General features: G+C 69.3%; 25 protein-coding genes. 6 read left to right on the top strand and 19 right to left on the bottom strand.

Annotated features, from left to right (window positions below):
* Window positions 1-51 precede the first annotated feature (51 nt).
* Both SNOV_RS09355 and kdsA read left to right on the top strand, forming a co-directional pair.
* Window positions 52-1,068: a KpsF/GutQ family sugar-phosphate isomerase gene (locus SNOV_RS09355; protein WP_013166677.1), complete on the top strand. Its 1,017-nt coding sequence runs from the start codon at window positions 52-54 to the stop codon at window positions 1,066-1,068.
* A gap of 28 nt (window positions 1,069-1,096) precedes the next feature.
* Window positions 1,097-1,957 carry a 3-deoxy-8-phosphooctulonate synthase gene (kdsA, locus tag SNOV_RS09360; protein ID WP_013166678.1) on the top strand — a complete coding sequence of 287 codons (861 nt, stop codon included), beginning with the start codon at window positions 1,097-1,099 and terminating at the stop codon, window positions 1,955-1,957.
* A gap of 1 nt (window position 1,958) precedes the next feature.
* Here kdsA and SNOV_RS09365 read toward each other — a convergent pair whose 3' ends face one another.
* From SNOV_RS09365 to yajC, 5 genes are read right to left on the bottom strand one after another with little or no spacing between them, the layout of a single operon-like run.
* On the bottom strand, window positions 1,959-2,819 hold the full coding sequence (locus tag SNOV_RS09365; RefSeq protein ID WP_013166679.1) for a phytoene/squalene synthase family protein: 861 nt from the start codon (window positions 2,817-2,819) through the stop codon (window positions 1,959-1,961).
* A gap of 24 nt (window positions 2,820-2,843) precedes the next feature.
* A complete protein-coding gene (locus SNOV_RS09370; RefSeq protein WP_013166680.1) occupies window positions 2,844-3,221 on the bottom strand; it encodes an Mth938-like domain-containing protein in 378 nt (125 codons plus the stop codon).
* 10 nt (window positions 3,222-3,231) lie between these two features.
* Window positions 3,232-4,191 carry a protein translocase subunit SecF gene (gene secF, locus SNOV_RS09375; RefSeq protein ID WP_013166681.1) on the bottom strand — a complete coding sequence of 320 codons (960 nt, stop codon included), beginning with the start codon at window positions 4,189-4,191 and terminating at the stop codon, window positions 3,232-3,234.
* A 13-nt stretch (window positions 4,192-4,204) separates the two neighbouring features.
* A complete protein-coding gene (secD, locus tag SNOV_RS09380; RefSeq protein ID WP_013166682.1) occupies window positions 4,205-5,803 on the bottom strand; it encodes a protein translocase subunit SecD in 1,599 nt (532 codons plus the stop codon).
* 60 nt (window positions 5,804-5,863) lie between these two features.
* Window positions 5,864-6,205: a preprotein translocase subunit YajC gene (yajC, locus tag SNOV_RS09385; protein ID WP_013166683.1), complete on the bottom strand. Its 342-nt coding sequence runs from the start codon at window positions 6,203-6,205 to the stop codon at window positions 5,864-5,866.
* 197 nt (window positions 6,206-6,402) lie between these two features.
* Here yajC and SNOV_RS09390 point away from each other — a divergent pair, with 197 nt between their 5' ends.
* Complete coding sequence (locus tag SNOV_RS09390; RefSeq protein WP_013166684.1) at window positions 6,403-7,299, top strand: ATP-binding protein; 897 nt, start codon at window positions 6,403-6,405, stop codon at window positions 7,297-7,299.
* 49 nt (window positions 7,300-7,348) lie between these two features.
* Here the strand turns inward: SNOV_RS09390 and SNOV_RS09395 are convergent, their stop codons facing one another.
* The 14 genes from SNOV_RS09395 to SNOV_RS09460 form a co-directional block, all read right to left on the bottom strand.
* Window positions 7,349-8,524 carry a M23 family metallopeptidase gene (locus SNOV_RS09395; RefSeq protein WP_013166685.1) on the bottom strand — a complete coding sequence of 392 codons (1,176 nt, stop codon included), beginning with the start codon at window positions 8,522-8,524 and terminating at the stop codon, window positions 7,349-7,351.
* A gap of 108 nt (window positions 8,525-8,632) precedes the next feature.
* Window positions 8,633-9,283: a protein-L-isoaspartate(D-aspartate) O-methyltransferase gene (locus tag SNOV_RS09400; RefSeq protein ID WP_013166686.1), complete on the bottom strand. Its 651-nt coding sequence runs from the start codon at window positions 9,281-9,283 to the stop codon at window positions 8,633-8,635.
* A gap of 57 nt (window positions 9,284-9,340) precedes the next feature.
* Entirely contained in the window at window positions 9,341-10,105 is a 765-nt protein-coding gene (surE, locus tag SNOV_RS09405; protein WP_013166687.1) for a 5'/3'-nucleotidase SurE, read from the bottom strand.
* A gap of 121 nt (window positions 10,106-10,226) precedes the next feature.
* Entirely contained in the window at window positions 10,227-11,711 is a 1,485-nt protein-coding gene (gene serS / locus SNOV_RS09410) for a serine--tRNA ligase (RefSeq protein WP_013166688.1), read from the bottom strand.
* A gap of 69 nt (window positions 11,712-11,780) precedes the next feature.
* Window positions 11,781-12,572: a twin-arginine translocase subunit TatC gene (gene tatC / locus SNOV_RS09415; RefSeq protein WP_013166689.1), complete on the bottom strand. Its 792-nt coding sequence runs from the start codon at window positions 12,570-12,572 to the stop codon at window positions 11,781-11,783.
* Window positions 12,569-13,384, bottom strand: a complete 816-nt coding sequence (gene tatB, locus SNOV_RS09420) for a Sec-independent protein translocase protein TatB (protein WP_013166690.1) — start codon at window positions 13,382-13,384, stop codon at window positions 12,569-12,571. The genes tatC and tatB overlap by 4 nt, the downstream gene beginning before the upstream one ends.
* A gap of 57 nt (window positions 13,385-13,441) precedes the next feature.
* Entirely contained in the window at window positions 13,442-13,660 is a 219-nt protein-coding gene (locus SNOV_RS09425; protein WP_013166691.1) for a twin-arginine translocase TatA/TatE family subunit, read from the bottom strand.
* A gap of 67 nt (window positions 13,661-13,727) precedes the next feature.
* A complete protein-coding gene (locus SNOV_RS09430; RefSeq protein WP_013166692.1) occupies window positions 13,728-14,807 on the bottom strand; it encodes an ABC transporter ATP-binding protein in 1,080 nt (359 codons plus the stop codon).
* Window positions 14,808-14,844: 37 nt separating this feature from the next.
* Window positions 14,845-15,576 (bottom strand): SMC-Scp complex subunit ScpB, encoded by a 732-nt coding sequence (gene scpB, locus SNOV_RS09435; RefSeq protein ID WP_013166693.1) that lies wholly within the window; start codon window positions 15,574-15,576, stop codon window positions 14,845-14,847.
* Window positions 15,573-16,385, bottom strand: a complete 813-nt coding sequence (locus tag SNOV_RS09440) for a segregation and condensation protein A (RefSeq protein WP_013166694.1) — start codon at window positions 16,383-16,385, stop codon at window positions 15,573-15,575. Before SNOV_RS09440 ends, scpB begins: the two co-directional genes overlap by 4 nt.
* 19 nt (window positions 16,386-16,404) lie before the next feature.
* Window positions 16,405-17,433, bottom strand: coding sequence for a beta-N-acetylhexosaminidase (gene nagZ / locus SNOV_RS09445; protein WP_013166695.1), 1,029 nt, complete (start codon window positions 17,431-17,433; stop codon window positions 16,405-16,407).
* A 7-nt stretch (window positions 17,434-17,440) separates the two neighbouring features.
* Window positions 17,441-19,261, bottom strand: a complete 1,821-nt coding sequence (locus SNOV_RS09450; RefSeq protein ID WP_013166696.1) for an SPOR domain-containing protein — start codon at window positions 19,259-19,261, stop codon at window positions 17,441-17,443.
* Window positions 19,262-19,356: 95 nt separating this feature from the next.
* Window positions 19,357-21,123 carry an arginine--tRNA ligase gene (gene argS / locus SNOV_RS09455; RefSeq protein WP_013166697.1) on the bottom strand — a complete coding sequence of 589 codons (1,767 nt, stop codon included), beginning with the start codon at window positions 21,121-21,123 and terminating at the stop codon, window positions 19,357-19,359.
* A gap of 43 nt (window positions 21,124-21,166) precedes the next feature.
* The gene (locus SNOV_RS09460; protein WP_013166698.1) at window positions 21,167-22,339 is read right to left on the bottom strand and encodes a deoxyguanosinetriphosphate triphosphohydrolase; all 1,173 of its coding nucleotides are present in this window, start codon (window positions 22,337-22,339) and stop codon (window positions 21,167-21,169) included.
* 109 nt (window positions 22,340-22,448) lie between these two features.
* Between SNOV_RS09460 and SNOV_RS09465 the strand changes: the two genes are divergently transcribed.
* The 3 genes from SNOV_RS09465 (at window position 22,449) to SNOV_RS24220 (ending at window position 23,810) form a co-directional block, all read left to right on the top strand.
* Entirely contained in the window at window positions 22,449-22,808 is a 360-nt protein-coding gene (locus tag SNOV_RS09465) for a HesB/IscA family protein (protein WP_013166699.1), read from the top strand.
* Window positions 22,809-22,810: 2 nt separating this feature from the next.
* Window positions 22,811-23,560, top strand: a complete 750-nt coding sequence (locus SNOV_RS09470) for a 5'-methylthioadenosine/adenosylhomocysteine nucleosidase (RefSeq protein WP_013166700.1) — start codon at window positions 22,811-22,813, stop codon at window positions 23,558-23,560.
* Between the two features lie 115 nt (window positions 23,561-23,675).
* Complete coding sequence (locus SNOV_RS24220; protein ID WP_013166701.1) at window positions 23,676-23,810, top strand: hypothetical protein; 135 nt, start codon at window positions 23,676-23,678, stop codon at window positions 23,808-23,810.
* Window positions 23,811-23,812 lie beyond the last annotated feature (2 nt).

The raw sequence follows: 23,812 nt of genomic DNA on the forward strand, positions 1-23,812 counted from the left end.
CGCGCCGGCACCTTCACGGGGCCGGGGCGCCGACGAACACGGAGTACGGCCTTGGGCATTGCCCAGTCCCAGAAATCCCCCGCCGCCGGCACCACCCGCCGGGACGATCCGCTGCGCGAAAGCGTGCGCCGCACGCTGTCCATCGAGGCCGAGGGCCTCGCCGCGCTGGGCGCGCTGATCGACGGCGACCTCGGCGACGCTATCGAGCGCGCCACCCTGCTGATCGAGGGCGCGCGCGGGCGCGTCATCGTCACCGGCATGGGCAAGAGCGGCCATATCGGCCGCAAGATCGCCGCCACCCTCGCCTCCACCGGCACACCTGCCCTGTTCCTGCATGCCGCCGAGGCGAGCCATGGCGACCTCGGCATGGTGACGCCGGACGACGTGCTGCTCGCCATCTCCTGGTCCGGCGAGACGGCCGAGCTTAGCGACGTCGTGCATTACGCCCGCCGCTTCGCCGTGCCGCTGCTGGCCATGACCTCGAACGCCGAGAGCACGCTCGGGCGCGCCGCCGACGTCGGCATGGTGTTGCCGCGCGCCGAGGAGGCCTGCCCGAACGGCCTCGCGCCGACCACCTCGACCCTGCTGCAGCTCGCGCTCGGCGATGCGCTGGCGGTGCTGCTGCTGGAGCGGCGCGGTTTCTCCGCCTCCGATTTTCGCGTTTTCCATCCCGGCGGCAAGCTCGGCGCGCGCCTCCTCAAGGTCGCCGACCTCATGCACCAGGGCACGGAGATGCCGCTGGTACGGTTCGGCACGCCGATGAGTGACGTGCTGATCGAGATCACCGGCAAGCGCTTCGGCTGCTGCGGCGTGCTCGACGATTCCGGCCGGCTGGCGGGCATCGTCACCGATGGCGACCTGCGCCGGCACATGAGCGCCGACCTGCTGGCGCAGCCCGCCGAGGCGGTGATGACGCGCTCGCCGCTGGTGGTGCGGCCGGAGGATCTGGCGAGCGCCGCGCTCGGCCTGATGAACCGCCGCCCCGTCACCGTCGTCTTCGCGGTCGCCGAGGACGCGCCGGTCGGCATCCTGCACATCCACGACATATTGCGCGCCGGCGTGCTCTGACGCCGCGCATGCCACCTAAGGAATTTCCATGAGCGTCAGCGCCAACCCGATCGTCACCATTGGCGAGGCAAACTCCGCGCAGGTCAGCTTCGGCAATCACCTGCCGCTGGCGCTGATCGCCGGCCCCTGCCAGATGGAGAGCCGCGAGCACGCGCTCGAATGCGCCGCCGCGATCAAGGAGATCGCCCAGCGGCGCGGCGCCGGCGTGGTGTTCAAGACCTCCTTCGACAAGGCCAACCGCACCTCGATCAAGGGCCAGCGCGGCATGGGGCTGAAGGCGGCCCTGCCCGTCTTCGCCGAGATCCGCGAGAAGTACGGCATGCCGGTGCTGACCGACGTGCACGAGCACGAGCAGTGCGCGCCGGTCGCCGAGGTGGTGGACGTTCTCCAGATCCCCGCCTTCCTGTGCCGGCAGACCGACCTTCTCATCGCCGCCGCCGCGACGGGGCGCACGGTGAACGTGAAGAAGGGCCAGTTCCTCGCGCCGTGGGACATGAAGAACGTCGTCGCCAAGCTGACCGAGAGCGGCAATGCCAACGTGCTGGTGACCGAGCGCGGCGTCTCCTTCGGCTACAACACGCTGGTCACCGACATGCGCGCGCTGCCGATCATGGCGGAGACGACGGGCGCGCCGGTGATCTTCGACGCGACGCATTCGGTGCAGCAGCCGGGCGGCCAGGGCACCTCCTCCGGCGGCCAGCGCGAATTCGTGCCGGTGCTGGCGCGGGCGGCGGTGGCGGTCGGCGTCGCCGGCGTGTTCATCGAGACCCATCCCGATCCCGACAAGGCGCCCTCCGACGGCCCGAACATGGTGCCGCTCAATCAGTTCGAGGATCTGGTGGCCAAGCTCCAGGCTTTCGACCGTGTCGCCAAGGGCGGATCGAACTGAACTAGAGCGCCGCGACGGCCTTCCGCAGCACCGACGCGCCGCGCCAGAGCCGCCAGAGGCGAGCGAGCGGCGGCATCGCCGGTACGGCCTTGAACGGGTCGTGCGGCCGCCCCATGCGCCTGAGATCGCCCGGCACCAGCATCAGCGGCAGGAAGGCGGGCAGCTCGGCCGGATCGACGCCGGCGAGCGCGGCAAGCGCCGCCTCGTAATGGCGCCGCGCCAGCGCCCGCATGTCGGCGAGCGCCGCCTTCAGCGCCGGGCTGGCACGCCCCGACACCGCGTTGTCGCGGGTGAGCCCGTGCTTCTTCAACAGGTCGAGCGGCACGTAGCATTGCCCGCGCCGGGCGTGGATCGGGAAGGCGCGCAATAGGCCGGTGACCGCATAGGCGACGCCGGCATGGCCCGCCGCCTCGGCCGAATCGACGCCCTCGCCGTTCGACAGCACCAGCGTCGCCAGCCTTATCAGCGCCGAGGAGGTCTCGCCGGCATAGCCTTCGAGGTCGTTCACCGTCGGCATCGGGTCGTCATAAAGGTCGAAGATGCGTGCATCGAGCAACGCGAAGAAGGTCTCGCGCGGCAGGCGATGGGCGTGAATGGTGTCGAGCAGCGCCGCCGCCACGGGGTTTGCCCGCACGTCGCCGCGCGCGCCGCCGATCAGCGCCTCGCTCCACCATTGCAGCCGCACCTCGCCCGCCATGGGATTGGTGATCGCCTCGCGCACCCGCGCGATCTCGACATTGAAGGCGTGCAGCGCGAACAGCGCGCCCCGCTCGTCGGCCGGCGCGAACAGGTCGGCGATGTAGCGGTCGCGGTCGAGCTCGCGCACCAGCTCGGTGCAATGGGCGATGTCGGCGTAGTCCATGGCCAGAGTGTCCGTAGCGCCGGCTCAAGGCACCGCCAGCAGGGCGGCGGCGACGGCGCGGCCTTCCGCCAGCAGCACATTATAGGTCGAGGCCGCCGCCCTGGTGGGCATGGCGTCAGTAGCGATGCCGGCATCGTGCAGCCGCCAGCGCAGCGCGTCCGGGATCGGCCAGGGGTCCGCGCCGGTGCCGATCAGCAATAGCTCGATGGCCGCCGCTTCAGCAAAGACGGGCGCCAGCGCCTGTGCGTCGATCTCCGCCGGCACGCGCGGCGCCCAGGCATGAATGCCGGAGGGCAGCGCGAGGATTGACCCATCCGAGGCCATGCCGGCGAAGTGGAACGACCAGCGCCCATAGCCGTCTATGGGCACCTGGCGCGGCAGATGGGCGTCCTGTGTCGCCATTCGCTCGCCCTCAGGGCGTGATGCGCTCGGCCTTGGCGTTCGGTCCCGCCGCCTCGGCCTTCTCCGCCATGGTGCGGGTGGTGACGCCGAGATAGATCAGCAGCGGCGAGGCGATGAAGATCGAGGTGTAGGTGCCGACCAGCACCACGCCGAACATCATCGTCACCGAGAAGGAGTGGATCGCCCGCCCGCCGAACAGCACCAGCGCCAGCAACGCCAGGGTGACGGTCACATGGGTGATGACCGAGCGCGACAGCGTCGAGTTGATCGAGTGGTTGAGCAGCTCGTCCGTCGGCATCTTCTTGTAGCGCCGCAGCATCTCGCGGATGCGGTCATAGATGACGATGGTATCGTTCAGCGAATAGCCGAGGATGGTCAGAAGCGCGGCGACGCTCGTGAGGTCGAAGTCGATCTGGAAGATCGACATGAAGCCGATGGTCAGCACGATGTCGTGGAAGTTGGCGATCGAGGCGCCGAGCGCGAACTGCCATTCGAAGCGGAACCACAGGTAGATCAGGATGCAGAACACCGCCAGCATCAGGCCGACGATGCCGTAGCTGAGCAGCTCCTGCGACACGCGCGGGCCGACCACCTCGACGCGGCGGTACTCGACCCCTTCGCCGAGCGCGGTGCGTACCTTGCCGACCACCGCCTGCTGGGCCTGCTCGCCGCCCGGCTGCTGGGCGACGCGGATCAGCACCTCGCCGTCGCCGCCGATCTCCTGGATCTGTACCTCGCCGAGCTCGAGCGCCTCGAGCTTCGAGCGCACGTCGCCGATGTTCAGCGTGTTGTTGGGGTAGCGCACCTCGAGCAGCGTGCCGCCCTTGAAGTCGATGCCGAAATTCAGGCCGAGCGTGAGGAACGCCACCAGCGCCACGATCGACAGCACGGCCGAGATCGGGAAGCTGATGCGCCGGAAGCGCATGAAGTCGAAATTGGTGTCGTCCGGGACGATGCGGAGCAGACGCATGGCGCTCGCTTTCTCAGATCGGCACGCGCTGGGGGCGGCGCCAGCGTACCCACACCGCAGCCATCAGGCGGGTCAGCGTGAAGGCGGTGAAGACGGTGGTGATGATGCCGATGCCGAAGGTGATGGCGAAGCCGCGCACCGGGCCCGAGCCGATATAGAACAGCACCGCCGCCGCGATGAAGGTGGTGATGTTCGAATCGAGGATGGTCGCCAGCGCGCGGGTGAAGCCGGCGTCGATGGCCGAGATGGCCGACCGACCCGCCCTCGCCTCCTCGCGGATGCGCTCATAGATCAGCACGTTGGAATCCACCGCGATGCCGACGGTGAGCACCACGCCGGCGATGCCGGGCAACGTCAGCGTCGCGCCCAGCATGGCAAGCACGCCGAAGATCATGCCGACGTTGATGGCCACGGCGACCACCGCGATGACGCCGAACAGCCCGTAGGTGGCGATCATGAACAGCGCCACCGCGCTCGCACCGACGATCGAGGCGATGAGGCCGGCGCGGATCGAATCGGCTCCGAGGCCCGGACCGACGGTACGCTCCTCCACCACCTGCAGCGGCACGGGCAGCGCGCCGGCGCGCAGCAGGATGGCGAGATCGTTCGCCTGCTGGACCGTGAAATTGCCGCTGATCTGGCCGGAGCCGCCGAGGATCGGCTCGCGGATCACCGGCGCCGAGATGACGTGGTTGTCGAGGATGATGGCGAAGGGCCGGCCGACATTGGCCTGCGTCGCCTCGGCGAAGCGGCGCGCGCCGTTGGTGTTGAAGCGGAAGGTGACGATCGGCTCGCGGGTCTGCGGGTCGAAGCCCGGCTGGGCGTCCGTCAGGTCCTCGCCGGCGACCAGCACGCGCTGCTCGATCAGGTAGGGGACCGGCGGGTTGTCCTGGGAATAGAGCACCTCGGTGCCCGCAGGCGGACGGCCTTGCAGCGCCTGCTGCGCGGTCATCGAATTGTCGACGAGGCGGAAGGTCAGCTTGGCGGTCTGGCCGAGCAGCGCCTTCAGGCGGGAGGGATCCTGCAGGCCCGGCACCTGCACCTGGATGCGGTCGGCGCCCTGGCGCTGGATCGACGGCTCGGTGGTGCCGAGCTGGTCGATGCGCTTGCGGATGATCTCGATGGACTGCGACACCGCCTGGATGGTGCGCGACTGCACCCCCGCCGTGGACGGGGTGAGCGTGATCACGTTGCCGTCGCGCGCGACGTCGGTGTCGAGCTGCCCGGACGTGGAGAGCGCGCCGCCGATCGGCTGCGCCAGCGTGCGCAGCTGGGTGAAGGCCGCGTCGGCGTCCTGGCCGTCGCGGATGCGCACCTGCACCGAATTGCCCTGGATGTTCAGGCCGGTATAGCCGACCTTGGCGTCCCGCAGCACGCGCCGCGCATCGTCGCGCAGCTGTTCGAGGCGCGCCGTGCGCACCTCGTTCGAGTCGACCTGAAGGACGATGTAGGAGCCGCCCTGAAGATCGAGGCCGAGCACGATCTTGCGCTGGAGGAAGCCCGGCAGGCTGTCATAGACCTTTGGCGGGAGCAGGCTCGGCACCACCATCAGGCAGATGATGGCCGAGACCGCCAGGATCGCGAAGGCCTTCCATTTCGAGAAGTAAAGCATGTGGTTCCTTCCGGCCGCCGGCCACGGAGTTCTCCATTCGGCGGCCGCAAGAGGTCAGCGTCAGGACTCGCTCTCTTCCTTGGCCGGCTCGCCCTTGGCGCGAACCTCCGAGATCATGCCGCGCAGCTGGCGGATCTTCACGCCTTCGGCGAGCTGCAGCTCGATCTCGTTGTCGTCGACCACGCGCGCGACCTTGCCGATCAGCCCACCCGAAGTGACGACCGTGTCGCCGCGCCGGACGCTCTTCACCATCTCCTGGTGCGCCTTCACCTTCTTCTGCTGGGGACGCAGGATCAGGAAGTACATGATGACGAAGATCAGCACGAAGGGCAGCAGCGACATCAGCATGTCGGTACCGCCCGCGGTGGGGGCACCCTGCGCAAAGGCGGGCGTGATGAACATGTCGGTTCCTTGTCCGTCGATCGAAGGCGGGCGAAAGGCCCGGCGAAGCGGCGCGGACTATACTGAGGCGCCCGCCGAATGCAAACGCGGACAGCACGACGCTGCGTCACGTCTGCGAAAGGGAGTAACCGGCGTTACGGTTGTGCTTGTGTCGGCGCCCGCGGATGGCTATTCCGGCTCCGCCAAGGAGCCTCATCATGACCCATACCCCGGACGATCTCGGCGCCGTTCTCTCCCGCATCGCCGACGCGCTGGAACGCCTCGCGCCGACGCGTGCCGCCACCGCCGACTTTGACGCCGCCGACGCCTTCGTCTGGCACGCCGAAGACAAGCGGCTTGAGCCGGTGCCGCGCGTCAACAAGGTGGACATGGAGCTGCTCAAGGGCATCGACCGCACGCGCGACCAACTGATGGACAACACGCTGCGCTTCGCTCGCGGCCTCCCGGCCAACAACGCCCTGCTGTGGGGCGCGCGCGGCATGGGCAAGAGCTCGCTGGTCAAGGCGTCCCACGCCGCGGTCAACGCCGACATGGGGCGTGAAGGCAAGCGGCCGATCAAGCTGGTGGAGATCCACCGCGAGGACATCGAGACGCTGCCGGCGCTGATGAGCCTGATGCGGGCGTCGCAGTACCGATTCGTCGTCTTCTGCGACGACCTCTCCTTCGACGCCGACGACACCTCCTACAAGTCGCTCAAGGCGGTGCTGGAAGGCGGCATCGAGGGGCGGCCGGAGAACGTCATCTTCTACGCCACCTCCAACCGCCGGCACCTCCTGCCGCGCGACATGATGGAGAACGAGCGCTCGACCGCGATCAATCCCGGCGAGGCGGTGGAGGAGAAGGTCTCGCTATCGGACCGCTTCGGCCTGTGGCTCGGCTTCCACAAGTGCAGCCAGGACGAATATCTGGCCATGGTGGAAGGCTATGTCGCCCATTTCGGCGTGCCGGTCGACGCCGAGACGCTGCGCCGCGAGGCGCTGGAATGGTCGACCACGCGCGGCGCGCGCTCGGGCCGCACCGCCTGGCAATATGTGCAGGATGTCGCGGGGCGGCTGGGCGTTTCGCTCAGCGAGCCGCCTGCCGCCCCGCGCTGACCGGCGCCAAGGTCCGAACGTCGCGCCGGCAATAGTTGCGGCGCGGCGTTCAGAGGCCGGCGAGGTACTGCGACGGGTCGACCGGCTGCGAGCCCTTGCGGATCTCGAAATGCACCTGCGGCGAGGAGACGTTGCCGGTCTGGCCGGCCTTGGCGATCACCTGGCCGCGCTTGACCGTGTCGCCCTTCTTCACGTCGAGCTCGCTATTGTGGGCGTAGGCCGTGACCCAGCCGTCGGCGTGCTTGACCAGGACGAGGTTGCCGTAGCCCTTGAGCTCGCTGCCGGCATAGGCGACGACGCCGTCCTCGGCCGCCTTGACCGAGGTGCCTTCCGGCACCGAGACGTTGATGCCCTCGTTCTGCTGGCCGCCGGGCTTCGGGCCGTAGCCGGAGATGACGCGCCCGCGCACCGGCCAGCGAAACTGCGGGCCGGCAGCGCTGGTGCGCACCTCGTCCGGCGTCTCGGAGGGCTTCACCGCGGCGATGGTCTGCGGCTTCTCGGCGGCGGCCTGCGCCACCGGGGCAGGAGCCGCGATCACGGTAGGCGTCGGAGCCGGCTTGGCGGCGGCAGGCGCCGCGGCGACCACCGCCGGAGCCGGAGCGACGGGCTTGGGCGCGGCCGCGACGACCGGCGCGCCTGGACCCGGAACGGTCAGCTTCTGGCCGGTGCGCACCTGCGCATTGATGTCGAGGCCGTTGGCGGCGGCGAGCGTGCCGCGTGGCACGCCATAGGTGCGGGCGATGGAGCTCAGCGTCTCGCCCGGCGCCACGACGTGACCACCGCCGGCGGCGGCGCGCGGCGCAGCGGGAGCGGCGGCCGCGAGCGGCTGCGGCTTCGTGCCGTAGAGCGGCTGCGTGCCGCCATAGCTCGGCTGGGCCGGAGGTGTATAGGTCGGGGTGGCGCTCGCCAGCTGGCGCGGCGCGCCATAGGGCGACGAGGAAGCAGCCGGCGCACCGTAGGGCGAGGGATAAGCGGAGGCGACGCCCTGCCTGGAAGGCGCCCCCATGGGCGACCCACCGAGCGGCGAGCTCTGCACCTGCGCGGTCGGCGCGGAGGCGACCGAGCCGGTATAGGCCGGAGAGCCCTGCGCCGAGAACGGATTGGTGTTGGGATCGTTGAAGCGGGATGTATCCGAACTACAGGCGGCCGCGCCGCTCGCGAAGAGGGCAACGATGGAAAGCCGCACCAGTGGGCCAGAACCGGACGCCGACAGAAGATTACGCATCGCACCACACCCGAACGCTAGACTCGTCCAGATTAATGCCCCGTACAGGTAAACATCGACTTAAGTCATCTGCATCACGTCAGGAAAAATGGCGGATTCACGGCACCTTCACAGCACCGAGGCCACGCCGGGCCGCATCGGCACGAAGCGCACCAGCCCCAGCTCGCGTTTCTCGAGCCCTTCCTCGCCTTTCCGGTAGCGCGTCAGCGTCTGCGTCGCCTCCGCCGGCCCGACCGGCGCGACGAGGATGCCGCCGGGCTTGAGCTGCTCGAACAACACCTCCGGCACCTCGCTGACCGCGGCGTTGAGCACGATGCGGTCGAAGGGCGCGCGGGCGGGATAGCCGAGCATGCCGTCGGCGATGAACACCTCGACATTGTCGAGGCCGAGCTCCTTGAGCCGCCCCGCCGCCAGCTCCGCCAGCGTGCGGAAGCGCTCGACGCTCACCACCTGGCCGGCGATATGGCCGAGTATGGCGGCGTGGTAGCCGCTGCCGGTGCCGACTTCCAGCACGGTGTGCGAAGGCTTGAGCTCCAGCGCGTCGGTCATCATCGCGACGACCGCCGGCTGGCTGATGGTCTGGCCGCAGTCGATCGGCAGCGCCTGGTCGGTCCAGGCGATGTCGCGGAAGCCCGGCTCGACGAAGATGTCCCGCGGCACCTGCTCGAAGGCGCGCAGCACCATCGTGTCGCGTATGCCGCGCTTGCGCAGCGCCAGCAGCAGCTCGGCGCGCTCCAGCGCCCCATCCCTCTCGGTCACGGTGGCCTCCCTCATCCTATCGGAACACCGGACGGGGAGTTGTCAACGGCCAAAGGATCAACGGCGGAAAACTTGCGCCAGCTTGGTCATCATCGGCTCGTCTGTCATGTCGAGCCGCAGCGGCGTCACCGAGATGCAGCCCTGGTCGAGCGCGTGCAAGTCCGAGCCGTTCACGGTCTCGAAGATGCGCTTCTCGAAGGCGATCCAGTAATAGGGGTTGCCGCGCCCGTCGGCGCGCTGGTCGATGCGCAGCAGGTCCTGGTTGCGCCGTCCCTGCGCGGTCACTGCGATGCCCGACACCTCTTCCGGCGGACGGTTGGGGAAGTTGACGTTGACCAGTATGCCGTCGGGAATCCCCTCCTCCAGCAGCGTGCGGATGACCTTCGGCCCCCAATGCTCGGCGGCGTCATAGGGCGGCGCCTGCTTCGTCTCGAAGCCATAGGCCTGCGACAGCGCGATGGAGGGGATGCCGAGCACAGTGCCTTCCATGGCGCCGGCGACGGTGCCGGAATAGCCGACATCCTCGGCGACGTTCTGCCCGCGATTGACGCCGGAGAGCACGAGGTCGGGCTTGCCGTCCTTGAGGATGTGGCGCACCGCCATGATCACGCAGTCGGTCGGCGTGCCCTTCACCGCGAAGCGCCGCTCCTCAACCTGCCTGAGCCGCAGCGGATCGGAGAGCGAGAGCGAATGCGACACGCCGGACTGGTCGAATTCCGGTGCCACCACCCAGACGTCGTCTGACAGCGCCCGCGCGATGCGCGCGCAGGCATCGAGACCGGGAGCGTGGATGCCATCGTCATTGGTGACCAATATGCGCATCTCGCCCCTCACATTTCTTTCCAGTCGTCATCCCGGCCGAAGCGCAGCGGAGAGCCGGGATCGCTCTCCGATGTTTGCGCAATCCCGGATCGGCCTGCGGCCGTCCGGGATGACGTGTCGATCAGGCGCGCTCGATCCGCCGCACCTCGCCCATATAGGGCACCAGCACGTCCGGCACCGTCACCGAGCCGTCCTCGTTCTGGTAGTTCTCGAGGATCGCCACCATGGCGCGGCCGACCGCGACGCCCGAGCCGTTGAGCGTGTGGACGAAACGCGGCTGCTTAGCGCCGGCCGGCCGGTAGCGGGCGTTCATCCGCCGCGCCTGGAAATCGGTGCAGGTCGAGACCGAGGAGATCTCGCGATAGGCGTTCTGGCCCGGCAGCCACACCTCGATGTCGAAGGTGCGCGCGGAGGCGAAACCCATGTCACCCGTGCACAGCGTCACCACCCGGTGGTGCAGGTCGAGCTTCTTCAGCACCGCCTGCGCGCAGGCGAGCATGCGCTCCTGCTCGTCGAGCGAGGCCTCCGGCGTGGTGATGGAGACCATCTCCACCTTGTTGAACTGGTGCTGGCGGATCATGCCGCGCGTGTCGCGCCCCGCCGATCCCGCTTCCGCGCGGAAGCAGGGGGTGAGAGCGGTGAAGCGCAGCGGGAGTTCCTCCTCGGAGAGGATGCTCTCGCGCACGAGATTGGTCAGCGGCACCTCGGCGGTGGGGATGAGCCAAAGGTTGCGCCCACTCATGGCGTCGTGCAGCGCCGCCCAGTCCTCAGTCGAGAGGCGCCCGGAGAGTTCGTGCACGAGGCCATCGACCTTGTCCTGCTCGGCGCCGAGCCGAGCATTCAGTATGTCGCGCCAGGTCGCGCGCAGTTCGGGATATTTCTCGCGGAAATAGTCCCAGTCATGGGTCGCCTCGACGATCGCGTCGGCGCGGAACTGGTCGTTGCGGAACTTCGGCAGTTGCGCCGTGCCGAACATGGCTTCGTCATTGACGAGGATCGGCGGGGCGACCTCGGTGTAGCCGTGCTCTTCCGTATGGGTGTCGATGAAGAACTGGCCGATGGCCCGCTCCAGCCGCGCCAGCCTGTTCTTCAGGACGACGAAACGGGCGCCCGAGAGCTTGGCGGCCAGCTCGAAGTCCATCTGGCCGAGGGCTTCGCCGAGCTCGAAATGCTGCTTCGGGGCGAACGCCAAGCTGCGCTTCTCGCCGACCTTGGCGATCTCGACATTGTCGTGCTCGTCAGTGCCGTCCGGCACGATGGCGAGCGGCGCGTTCGGGATAGCGGCGAGCTTCCCGTTCAGTTCGGCCTCGGCCGCCTTCACGTCCCCTTCCAGCGCCGGAATGTCAGTCTTCAGCGCCGCGACCTCAGCCATCAGCAATTCCGCGCGGGAATTGTCGCCGGCCTTCTTGGCGGCGCCGATCTCCTTGGAGGCAGCGTTGCGGCGGGCCTGCAGCTCTTCCAGCTTCACGATGCCGGAGCGGCGCCGCTCGTCGAGCGCCAGCAGGCCGTCGACCAACGTCTTCGCCTCGGCCGCAACGGTGCCGCGCCGCACCAGCGCCTCGACGAGGCCCTGCGGCTCCTCGCGGATCCATTTGATGTCGTGCATGGAAGTCTCGCTTTCGCGTCTGCGTTCTGCGCAGGGGACTACCGAATGACGGCGTCGGCGACAAGAGCGTCAGGCCGTCGAGCTCTCCGCGCTCTCGGCCGCGGCGCGCCGCTTCTCGATCATCTTCACCAGATAGACCGAGACCTCGTAGAGCAGCAGGGTCGGGATGGCGAGGCCGAGCTGGCTGACCACGTCCGGCGGCGTCAGCACCGCCGCCACCACGAAGACGCCAACGATGGCGTAGCGGCGGAAGCGCTTGAGCTGGTCGGAGGTGACGACGCCGATCTGCGCCAGAAGCGTCAGGACCACCGGAAGCTGGAAGCATATGCCGAAGGCGAAGATCAGCGTCATGATCAGCGACAGATACTCGCTGACCTGCGGCAGCATGGAGATTTCCGGCGAATCCGGCCCGGCCATCTGCTGCATGGAGAGGAAGTAGGTCATCGCCAGCGGCATGGCGACGAAATAGACGAAGGCCGCCCCGATCAGGAAGCAGACCGGCGTCGCGACGAGATAGGGGCGGAAGGCGTTCTTCTCGTGGCTGTAGAGCCCCGGCGCGACGAACATGTAGATCTGCGTCGCCACCACCGGGAAGGAGATGAACGCCGCGCCGAACATGCCGAGCTTGATCTGGGTGAACAGGAACTCCTGCGGCGCCGTGTAGATGAGCTTGACGTGCTCCGTGCCGCCGGCCGCGAACTCATAGGGCCAGAGCAGCAGGTTGTAGATGAACTTGCCCAGCATGAAGCAGGCGAAGAAGGCGATGAAGAAGGCGATGAGCGACTTGATCAGCCGCGCGCGCAGCTCGATCAGGTGCTCGATCAGCGGCGCCTTGGTCGCGTCGATGTCTTCCTGGCTCATGCCGCAGGTCCTTCGCCGCCCGGCGCCTTCGCCCTGACGCGCGGCTTGGCCGCCGATTTGGCTGCCGACTTGGCGACGGTCTTCACAGGCTTGGTGGCAGCCGGCGCCGGCGCATCGAGAGCGGCCACCGCCTCGGCGATCTCGGGCTCCACCCTGGAGGCCGCAGGCTTGCGCGCGACGCGCTTGGGAGCGGCTTCAGGCGGGACCGCCGCTGGCTTGGCGGCGATGCGGGTGCGCTTCGGCTTGGCCTCGACCTTCGCTTCCGGCGCGGCCGGCGGCGCGTTGGTCGGCGGGGCCGCGGCGGCGACGGGCTTCACTTCGGCTTTCGCCGGCTCGGCCTTGGCCGGCTCGGATTTGCCCGGCTCCGCAGGCACTTGCGCGGCGGCGCTGCGCACCTCTTCTTCGATGGTCTCGAAAGGATAGGGTTCGAGGTCGCCCGGCGGCGGCAGCTGCGCCTCCACCGCCTCGGCCGACGGCAGATCGCCGCGCTCGACCGAACCGGTCGGCGCCTTCAGATCGGTCTCGATGTCCTGCAACGGATTGGTCGGCATCGCCTCGGACAGCGAGTTGCGCGCATCCGTCGCCAGCCCGGCGAGATCGTTCTTCAGCGAGGCGACGTTGTCCTTGAGGTCGGACAGCTCCGCCTCGCGCAGCGCCTCGTTGAACTGGCCCTGGAACTCGCCGGCCATGCGCCGCAGCTTGCCGATGCCCTGCCCCACGGTACGCAGGACGCGCGGCAATTCCTTCGGCCCGATCACCACAAGGGCGACGATGCCGATCACCAGCAGCTCGGACCAGCCGATATCAAACATGCATCAAGACGGGGCCGCGCTCCGCGGCCCTCCCCGGTCAGAGGCCGACGGGCGGGATCAGCTGACCTTGGTCTGCTCGGCTTCCACCTTGGGCTGGCGGTCGATCGAGCGCACCGGCTCGGCCGGCTTGGTGTCCTCGTCGTCGGCCATGCCCTTCTTGAACGCCTTGATGCCCTTGGCGGCATCACCCATCAGCTCCGACAGCTTGCCGCGACCGAAAAGGAGCAGCACGACCACCAGAACGATGATCCAATGCCAGATGCTCAGCGAACCCATAACCAGAACTCCTTGTCCGAAACGCCGCCGGCCCCTCGCGGCCGCGCATCGCAATTAAAGCCGGACACTAGGGCCGGCCCGTGGCGAACACAAGAACCTCTCCCAGCTCGACGTTCACGCCGACGTCATGCCCGCGCAACAATCCTGCCTTGCTGCGGCGTCTGGCTACCAGCGGGTGGTCGAGGCCGGCCACCGCCACCTCGTAGAGGTCGAGTTCGCCGAGGAATCGGTGCGCTACTACCCGCCCCGGCGCGCCCGAGCCCGGCGCCATGAGGTCGATTCCCTGCGGCCGGATGGCGGCCACCGCCCGCGTGCCCTCGGCAAGGCCGGGAGCCGGGAAACGGCCGAGCGGGGTGTCAATGCGGCCACCGCGCACGATCCCTTCCACCTCGTTGATCTCGCAGAAGAAACGCGCCACTTCGAGGTCGGCGGGACGGCGGTAGAGCTCCTCTGGAGTCCCGACCTGCACCAGCTCGCCCTTGCGCATCAGGGCGATGCGGTCGCCGAGCCGCATAGCCTCTTCCGGGTCGTGGGTGACGATGATCGAAGTGGCGCGCGCATCGCGCAGCACCTGCAGCGTTTCGGCGCGCACACTGCCGCGCAGGCGACTGTCGAGCCCGGAGAAGGGTTCGTCCATAAGGAGAATGCCGGGGCGCGGCACGAGCGCGCGGGCGAGCGCCACGCGCTGCTGCTCGCCGCCCGACAGGGCGTGCGGATAGTCTTCCGCGTGCTCCTCCAACCTCACCCGCGCCAGCGCCCGCATGGCCTCGTCGTGCGCCTCGGCCGGCTGCAGCGCCCGCAGGCCGAAGGCGACGTTCTGGACGTTGGTGAGGTGCGGGAACAGCGCATAGTCCTGGAAGACCAGCCCGATATTGCGCTTCTCCGGCGGCACATAGGCACCGGGCCCGGCCACCACCTGCCGGTCGAGCAGGATTCGCCCGCCGGTCGGGCGCTCGATGCCGGCGATGAGGCGCAGCAGGGTGGTCTTGCCGCAGCCGGACTGGCCGAGCAGGCAGACGATCTCGCCCGGCTCGACGGTGAGCGAGAGGCCGCGCACGGCTTCCACCTCGTCATAGCCGTGGCGCACGTCCTCCAGCATCAGGCGGCTCGCCAGCGAGACGGGGGTGCGGGCCGGCGCCTGGTACATGCGGGAGGTCTCCTGTCGCGGAAGCGGGAGGACGCGCTCAGCGCTCGTCGTCATCGCCTTGGTCCGGCTCAGGCGAGAAGGAGAGGTCGAATTCCGGCTCCAGCGGATCCTCGTCATCCTTCAGCGCCGGGTCGTCGCTCGGCAGCGGCACGGTTATGCCGGCCGAGACCCGGGCGTCAATCAGCCCGGTGCCGCGCAATTCGTCGAGGCCCGGCAGGTCGCCGATGGCGTCGAGGCCGAAATGCACCAGGAAGGTCTCGCTGGTGCCGTAGGTCACCGGCCGGCCGGGGCTGCGCCGGCGCCCGCGCATGCGCACCCACCCGGCGGCCAGCAGCACGTCGAGCGTACCCTTGTTGGTGGAAACGCCGCGTATCTCCTCGATCTCGGCGCGGGTGACCGGCTGGTGGTAGGCGATGATGGCGAGCGTCTCCAGCGCCGCGCGCGACAGGCGCCGCGGCTCGGGCTTGTCGCGGGCGAGCAGGAAGCCGAGGTCGGGCGCGGTGCGCAACATCCACTTGCCGGCGACACGCACGAGGTTGACCCCGCGCGGCGCGTAGTCGGCGGAAAGCTCGGCCAGCAGCGCCCGCACGTCCGAGCCTTCCGGCAGTCTCGCGGCGATGGTCGCCTCGTCCAGCGGCTCGCCGGCGGCGAACAGCATCGCCTCAAGCAGCCGCAGCGCCGGCTCGCGCGCGCTACGCGAGGCGGCATGCGTCTCCGGTTCGAGGTCCTCGGGAACAGTCCCGGCGCTGCGGGCGGCTTCCGCGTTCATGCGCCCTCCCCCGAGCCACCGTCGCCACCGCGACTGCGGATCCAGATCGGCGCGAAGGCGTCGTCCTGCTGCACGTCGATCAGCCCCTCGCGCACCATCTCCAGCGTGGCCGAGAAGCCGGAGGCGAGCGCGGTGGCCCGCATCTTCGGGTCGGCGATCCAGTTCAGCAGGAAGCCGTCGAGCCGCGCCCATTCGCCATGCAGCGCGAGGCGACCGATCAGCCGCTCCAGCCGCTCGCGCGCCTCGGCCAGCGAGATCACGTTGCGCGGCGGGAAGCGCACCTGCGACAGCGCCAGCTTCTGGCGCTGCGCGCCATAGGCGGCGAGCAGGTCGTAGAGCGTCGCCTCGTAGACGACCGGGCCGGCCCGCTCCAGCGGCTCGGGCGCGCCGCGCGCGAAGACCTCGTGGCCGATGCGGTCGCGGGTGGCGAGATGGGCCGCGGCGCCGCGGATGCGTTCAAGCCTGCGCAGCCGCTCGGCAAGGTCGGCGGCGAGGTCAGAGGCGCTCGGCCCCTCCTCCTTCGGCGGCTCGGGCAGCAGGAGGCGCGATTTCAGATAGGCGAGCCACGCCGCCATGACGAGATAGTCGGCGGCAAGCTCCAGCCGGATCCGCCGCGCTTCCTCGACGAAGACGAGGTACTGCTCGGCGAGCTCAAGGATGGAGATGCGCGAGAGGTCCACCTTCTGGGTGCGCGCCAGCGCCAGCAGCAGGTCGAGCGGTCCCTCGAAGCCGTCGACGTCGACCACCAGAGCGGGGTCGCCCGCCTGGCGCACGGCATCGGCTTCGAAGGAGAACTGGCTTTGAACCATTGCGGACCGCGGCTGGCGTTCAGGACGCCGCGATCATATCCGAAAAACGCGCGCGCGCCTCACCTTGCGCGATCTGGGCGGCCGGATGCAACCGCGCCAGCGCCTGCGCGCAACGGCGTGCCGCCTCACCGTCGAGCTGGGGCGAGCGGGAGGCCACCTCGACCATCTCATCGAGCCGACCATTGCAGTGCAGCGCGAGGTCGCAGCCGGCGGCAAACGCCGCTTCGGCGCGGCCCGCCAGCGAGCCGGCCAGCGCGCCCATGGAGAGGTCGTCGCTCATCAGCGCGCCGTTGAAGCCGATATGACCGCGTATGACCTCGTCGATGACGCGCCTTGAGGTGGTCGCCGGGTGCTCCGCGTCGATGGCGGCGTAGACGACATGGGCGGTCATGCCGAGCGGCAGGTCGGCGAGCAGGCGGAACGGCTCGAAATCCGTCGCCTCCAGTTCCTCGCGGGAAGTCTCGACCACCGGCAGGCTCTCATGGCTGTCGGCGCGGGCGCGGCCATGGCCGGGGATGTGCTTGAGCACGGGCAGAACGCCGCCCTCCATCAGCCCTTCCGCAGCGGCGCGGGCGAGATGCGCCACCTGCGCCGGGGTCGAACCATAGGCGCGGTCGCCGATGATGCCGTGGCCTTCCGGCAGGCGCAGATCGGCGCAGGGCACGCAATCGACATTGATGCCGAGGATTGCCAGATCGTCCGCTATCAGCCGGGCACCGAGCCGGGCCGCCTGCGCGGCGCCCTCCGCATCGCCAGCCTCGGCACGGCGGGCGAAGACCTCCGCCGGCGGGTATTTCGGCCAGTGCGGCGGGCCTAGGCGCTGCACCCGCCCCCCTTCCTGGTCGATCAGCACCGGCGCGTCGTCGCGGCCGACGACGGCGCGGAAAGAAGCGACCAGCGCCGCCACCTGCGCAGGCGTATCGACGTTGCGGCGGAACAGGATGAGCCCCCAGGGGGCGGACTGCCGAAGGAAATCCTCTTCCTCCGGCGTGAGCACGAGGCCGGCGCAGCCGGTGATGAAGGCGCGGGGCGCCAGCGGAGCGGTCATGACTGGATCAGTTACGCTGGACCATGCAGTCGCCGCCCTGGGCGCGCAGCGCCTCGCACAGCTTCACCGCATCGTCGCGGCCGCTGAACGAGCCGACCTGGGCTCGGTAGTAGACGCCGCGGTCGCCGAGATCGGCGCGCTTCACCGAGAAGGGCTGGTTGCTCAGGAGGCCGGGATACTTGCCCTGCATCGAGCGCCAGGTCGCCTGCGCCTCCGCTTCCGAGCGGACCGAGGCGATCTGCACCACATAGGCGCCCGCCGCTGCCGCCGCGGGTGCCGCCGCCGGGCTCGCCGGGGCCGCCGGAGCCGGAGCCGGAGCGGCCGCGGGGGCCGGCGTCGGCGCCGCCGCCACGCGATCCGAGGACTTCACGTTGTCGACGATCGACGGGGTGGCCGCGAGCGGCGTCGGGTTGGTCGAGACCGGGGCGCCGGTGCCGGTGTTCAGCGGAATCGGGGTGGAGACCGCCGACTGGCCGGACGAGGAGAGCGAAGTCGGCGCGACCGGCGTCGGGGCCGGCGCGGAATCGTCGGGGACGACGGTGCCGTCGGCGCGCACGGTGAGCGTGCGCACGCGCTTCGGCTCGGCGGAGTTGGCCGGCGTGGAAGACTGCGACGGCGTGGTCTGGATCACCCGCGGCTGCTGCGGCTGCGCCGCCTGCGAGACGTCGACCGGCTGCTCCTCGCTGGAAACCACCTGCTCGTTGCCGGTGGTGGCGTTGCCGCCGACGCGGTCATAGATCAGCTTCTGGCCGTCACTGGCCTGCTGCTCCTGGGCCGGCTGGGCCGGGGTGACCTTGTTCGGGCCTTGCTCGGCGCGGATCACCGGCGGCTCGCCCGAAGGGCCGGAAGCGCCCTGCGGCCGCATGAGCACGACATAGGCGCCGGCCGTAACGGCGACGGCGGCGACCATCAGCCCGCCGATCAGCAGCAGGCGGCGGCGACCGCGCCGCTCCGGCGCGTCGGTCCCGATATCGTCCTCATAGACCTCCCCGGCCTCGCCCTCATAGTCGGCGGCCGAGCGGCCATAATCGTAGGCGTCCTCGTCCAGATCGAACTGCCGCGCCTGCGGAGCCGAGGGGGCGGCCGGAGCACCCTGGGGCGGAGCCTTGGCGGCAGCCTGCTCGGCATTGTTGGCGGCAGCGCGCGCCATCCAGGACGGCAGGCGCGATTCCGCTTCCGCGGGCTCCTGCGGCACGTCGGCGCGCTGAGGCGGACGGGGGGCTTCCGGACGGACGGCCTCGGCGCGCGGCGGCTGCGGGCGCGGCGCCTCAGGCCGCGGCGCCGGACGCATCGATTCTCCGGCAGGCGCCATGGGCGCACGCGCCACCGTCTCGCCCGCCGCGGTATGCGACGGAGCGACCGGGGGACGGCGCGGCGGCTCGATGGGCTGCGGGCGCGGCGGCACATAGGGTGCCCGCGGCTCAGCGGAACGGGCCTCCGGCGAAGGCGGCGACGAAGGGCGCGGCGCCTCGGGGCGGCTGAAGCTACGATTGGCCTCGCGCGCCGCATCCTCGATGGAATGACGCGGCGTCGGCGCGGCAGGACGCGGCGCGCCCTCGCTATAGACTTCGGCCGCCAGCGCGGCGAAGGAGCCCGGCGTGGGACGCCCCGGCTCGGGATTACGCGGCACAGCGGGACGCGGCGCCGGCGAATAAGGCTGGGGGCGTGGCGCGGCCGACTGCGGCGCAGGCGCCGCCGGCCGGCGGGCAGCCTCGGACTGGCGCAGCAAATCGGCGAACTCGTCTTCCTGCCCCATCAGGCGGGCAAGCTCGGCAAGCGGATCCTCGGCCGGGACTTCCTGCCGATTGCGCACGGTTTCATTGCCCATATCACAGAACCTGTTCGCTGCGCCGTTACACACCACCGCCCGGAGCGGACGGCATCACAGCGGCGGCAGGCCGAACGTTCTGTCGCGCGACACGCTCACCGCATTTCTTCGGGAGCACCGACTCCGAGGATCGAAAGTCCTGAAGCGATGATCAGCGCGACGGCGTGCACAAGCGCCAGCCGCGCATAAGTTGATTTTCGATCATCTTCGATAATGAAGCGTAAATGTGGCAGGTCTTTCCCGCGATTCCACTGTGCGTGCAGGGCACTGGCCAAATCGTAGAGGTAAAATGCCAGCCGGTGCGGCTCGCGCGCGGCCGCCGCCTGCTCGACGATACGCGGATAGCTGGCTATCAGCTTGATGAGCGCGATCTCTCCCTCGTCCTCCAGCAGCGTCAGCTCGGCGCTGGCGAAAGCGGCGGCCTCTGCCGGCAGGTCGGTGAAGGCTTCCTTGGCGTTGCGCAGGATCGAGCTCGCCCGTGCATGGGCGTACTGGACATAGAAGACCGGGTTGTCGCGGCTCTGCTCGATCACCTTGGCGAGATCGAAGTCAAGCACGGCGTCGTTCTTGCGGTTGATCATCATGAAGCGCACCGCGTCGCGCCCCACCTCGTCGACCACCTCGCGCAGGGTGACGAAGTCCCCTGCCCGCTTCGACATCTTTACCGGCTCGCCGGCGCGCAGGAGGCGCACCAGCTGGCACAGCTCGACGTCGAGGCTGGCTTCGCCGCCGCTCGCCGCCTTCACCGCCGCCTGCATGCGCTTGACGTAGCCGCCATGGTCAGCGCCCCAGACGTCGATCATGCGCTTGAAGCCGCGGTCGTACTTGTCCTTGTGGTAGGCGATGTCGGCGGCGAAATAGGTGTAGGCGCCGTCCGACTTCATCAGCGGACGGTCGACGTCGTCGCCGAAATCGGTAGCGCGGAACAGCGTCTGCTCGCGATCCTCCCAGTCCTCGATCGGCTGGCCCTTGGGCGGCGGCAGCCGGCCCTCATAGACGAGGTTGCGAGCGCGCAACTCGTCCAGCAGCCGGTCGATGATGCTCGGCTGCCCGTCCGGGCGGGCATGCAGCGTACGCTCGGAGAAGAACACGTCGTGGTGGATGTTCAGCGCGGCGAGGTCGTCGCGGATCATCGCCATCATGGCGTCGATGGCCGCCTTGCGCACCGCCGGCAGCCATTCCGCCTCGCTCCTGTCGAGCATGGTGCGGCCGTACTTGGCCACCAGCGCCTTGCCGACCGGCACGAGATAGTCGCCAGGATAGAGCCCTTCCGGGATCGAGATCGTCTCGCCCAGGGCCTCGCGGTAGCGCAGGAAGGCGGAACGGGCGAGCACGTCGACCTGCGCGCCGGCATCGTTGATGTAGTACTCGCGCGTCACCTTCCAGCCGGCGAAGGCGAGCAGGTTGGCGAGCGCGTCGCCGAACACCGCGCCGCGACAATGGCCGACATGCATCGGCCCGGTGGGGTTGGCGGAGACATATTCGACGTTGATCTTCTGGCCGGCACCGGCATCGGTGCGGCCATAGTCGCGGCCGGCATTGAGCACGGCAGCGAGGATGCGCGGCCAGTAGGAGCCATCGAGCGCGATGTTGATAAAGCCGGGGCCGGCGACATCGACCTTCGCCACGCCGGGAAGCGCAGCGAGCTTGGCCGTCAGCTTGTCCGCCAGCTCGCGCGGCTTCATTCCGGCGTCCTTGGCCAGCACCATCGCCGCATTGGTGGCGAGGTCGCCATGGCTCGCGTCGCGCGGCGGCTCCACCACCACGCGCGTGGTGTCAATGCCGGCGGGAACTGCCCCCTCAGTGGCCAGCTGGGCGACGGCGTCGCGGACGTGATCGGCGAAGATCGCGAACAGATTCATGGCGAGAAACTCCGGCAGGCAGGCCCGACAAGGGCCGCTGCCGCTACCGCAGTTCCGGTGCCCTGTCAAAGAGCCGGGCATACTCGGCCAGCGCGTAGCGGTCGGTCTGGCCGGCGAGGAAATCGGCGATACGCCGCGCCCGCGCCGCCTCGGCCCGGCCTTCCACGCTGGCGCGCCATTCCTCCGGCAGCGCGCTCGTGTCGGCCATGTAGCGCCGGAACAGATCGCGCACCACGTCGCCGGCCGCCTCCATCTCGCTCATCACGCGCGGGTGGCGGTACATGTGCGGGAACAGGAAGGCTTTAACCGCCCGCTCCGCCTGCGCCGTCGCCTCGGAGAAGCCGACCATCGGCGCGCCGAGCCGGCGTATGGCATCCGCGTCGGCGGGCCGGGCGATGGCGATCCGCCGGCGGGTCTCCGCCACCACGTCGTTGATCAGCGCGGTGATCATGCGACGGCCGAGCTCGTGGATGAAGCGAGCGCGATCCATCGCCGGCCAGCGCTCCTCGATCCCGGCGATGATGCCACCGACCAGCGGCAGGACGGTCAGCTCCTCCGTGCCGAACAGGCCGGCGCGCAGCCCGTCGTCGAGGTCGTGAACGTCATAGGCGATGTCGTCGGCGATGGCCGCGACCTGCGCCTCGGCCGAGGGCCAGCTCCACAGCCACAGATCCTGCCGCTCGGCATGCACGGCGACGGCATGGGGCAACGCGCCCTGCTGCGGGCCGTTATGCTTCACGATCCCCTCGTGGACCTCCCAGGAGAGGTTCAGCCCGTCGAAATCGGGGTAGCGATTCTCCAGCCTTGTGACGACGCGCAGCGACTGCGCGTTGTGGTCGAAGCCGCCATAGGTCGCCATGCAGGCGTCGAGCACCCGCTCGCCGGCATGGGCGAAGGGCGGATGGCCGAGGTCATGTGCGAGCGCCAGCGCCTCGCTCAGGTCCTCGTCGAGGCCGAGCGCGCGGGCGATGGAGCGCGCCACCTGCACCACCTCGAGCGTATGGGTGAGTCGGGTGCGGTAATGATCGCCCTCGTGATGGGCGAAGACCTGCGTCTTGTAGGCGAGGCGGCGGAAGGCGCTGGAATGGATGATGCGGTCGGCGTCGCGGCGGAAGGCGCTGCGGGCGTCGCCACCGGGCTCGGGATAGAGCCGGCCGCGGCTCTCCTCCGCCTTCGATGCCCAGGGCGCGCGCGGCTCAGCTCCGGCCACCGCCATGCGCGTCCCTCCTCGAATGAATGCGAGCCCTGCGAAATGCCCCCTTTGACTCGGGGGCGGCAGCACTTAACTATTGAGGCAGGTCATATTCAACTCGAAGTCCCGCGACATGAGCGCAAGCCCTTCGATCACTCCCGATTCCCTCCACCCGGTCGGCGTTACCGCCAGCGCCGCGCGCCGTATCGCCGAGATTCTCAGCGGCGAGCCGGCTGACGCCATGCTGCGCGTCAGCGTCGAGGGCGGCGGCTGCTCGGGCTTCCAGTACAAGTTCGACATCACCCGCGAGCGCGAGGCCGACGACCTCGTGCTGACCGAGGGCGCGGCCACGGTGGTGATCGACCCGGTCTCGCTCGAATATATGTCGGGCTCGCATATCGACTTCGTCGACGACCTGATCGGCGCCTCGTTCCGCATCGAGAATCCGCACGCCACCGCTTCCTGCGGCTGCGGCACCAGCTTCGCGCTCTGAAAATGCGTCCGATCGGCGTGCTCTGCGCCCTGCCGCAGGAGCTCGCCTTCCTCGCCGACAACCTCACGGCAACGGTGACCACCGAACGCGCCGGCATGATCTTCCATGCCGGCCGGCTCGACGGCCATGAGGTGGTGCTGGCGCAGGCCGGCATGGGCAAAGTCAACGCCGCTATCGCCGCGACGCTGCTGATCGAGCGCTTCGACTGCCGCATGGTGCTGTTCTCCGGCATCGCCGGCGGGCTCGACCCGGCCCTTTCCATCGGCGACGTGGTGATCGCCGACCATGTGGTGCAGCACGACGCCGGCTACACCTCGGAGGAAGGCTTTTTCGTCTACCAGGCCGGCCACCTGCCCTTCTTCAGCCCGCACGAGGACCTCGGCCACGCCGCCGAGAGCGAGCTGATCGAGCGGGTGCGCGCGGCGCTGGCCGATTTCGTCCTCACGCCACTCTCGGCCCGCACGGACGGGCAGCCGCCGCGGCTGCATTACGGGCGCGTGCTGACCGGCGACCAGTTCGTCAATTCCGAGACGCTGCGCGAGCGGCTGTTCCGCGAGCTCGGCGGCGCGGCGGTGGAGATGGAGGGCGCGGCGATGGCGCAGGCCTGCACCGCCTTCGGCGTGCCGTGGCTGGTGGTGCGGGCGCTCTCCGACCTCGCGGGGAGCGAATCACACTTCGACTTCAAGCAGTTCGTCGACGAGGTGGCGCTCTCCTCCGCGCTCATCGTGCGCCGGCTGCTGCCGGTGCTCTGAGCGGGCACGGTCTTTACCGACATTTTATGGCGCTGACGGGCGTTTCCAATCGAACCCTGATGCGCGGCTGCCGATATTGATCGGTAACGGCCGATCCCGGCCGATGGAGCCTACGATGATCCTTCTCTCCCTGCGCGCCGCCCTCGCCCATGCGTTCGGCTGGCTTGACCGCGGGCTTACCGACGGCGCCTACCAGCATGGTCGCTATTGCGTCAGCGACCAGAAGATCCGCCGCCGCGCTGCGCACTGAGT

The organism is Ancylobacter novellus DSM 506, from assembly GCF_000092925.1.
In the GTDB taxonomy this organism is placed as follows: Bacteria; Pseudomonadota; Alphaproteobacteria; order Rhizobiales; family Xanthobacteraceae; genus Ancylobacter; species Ancylobacter novellus.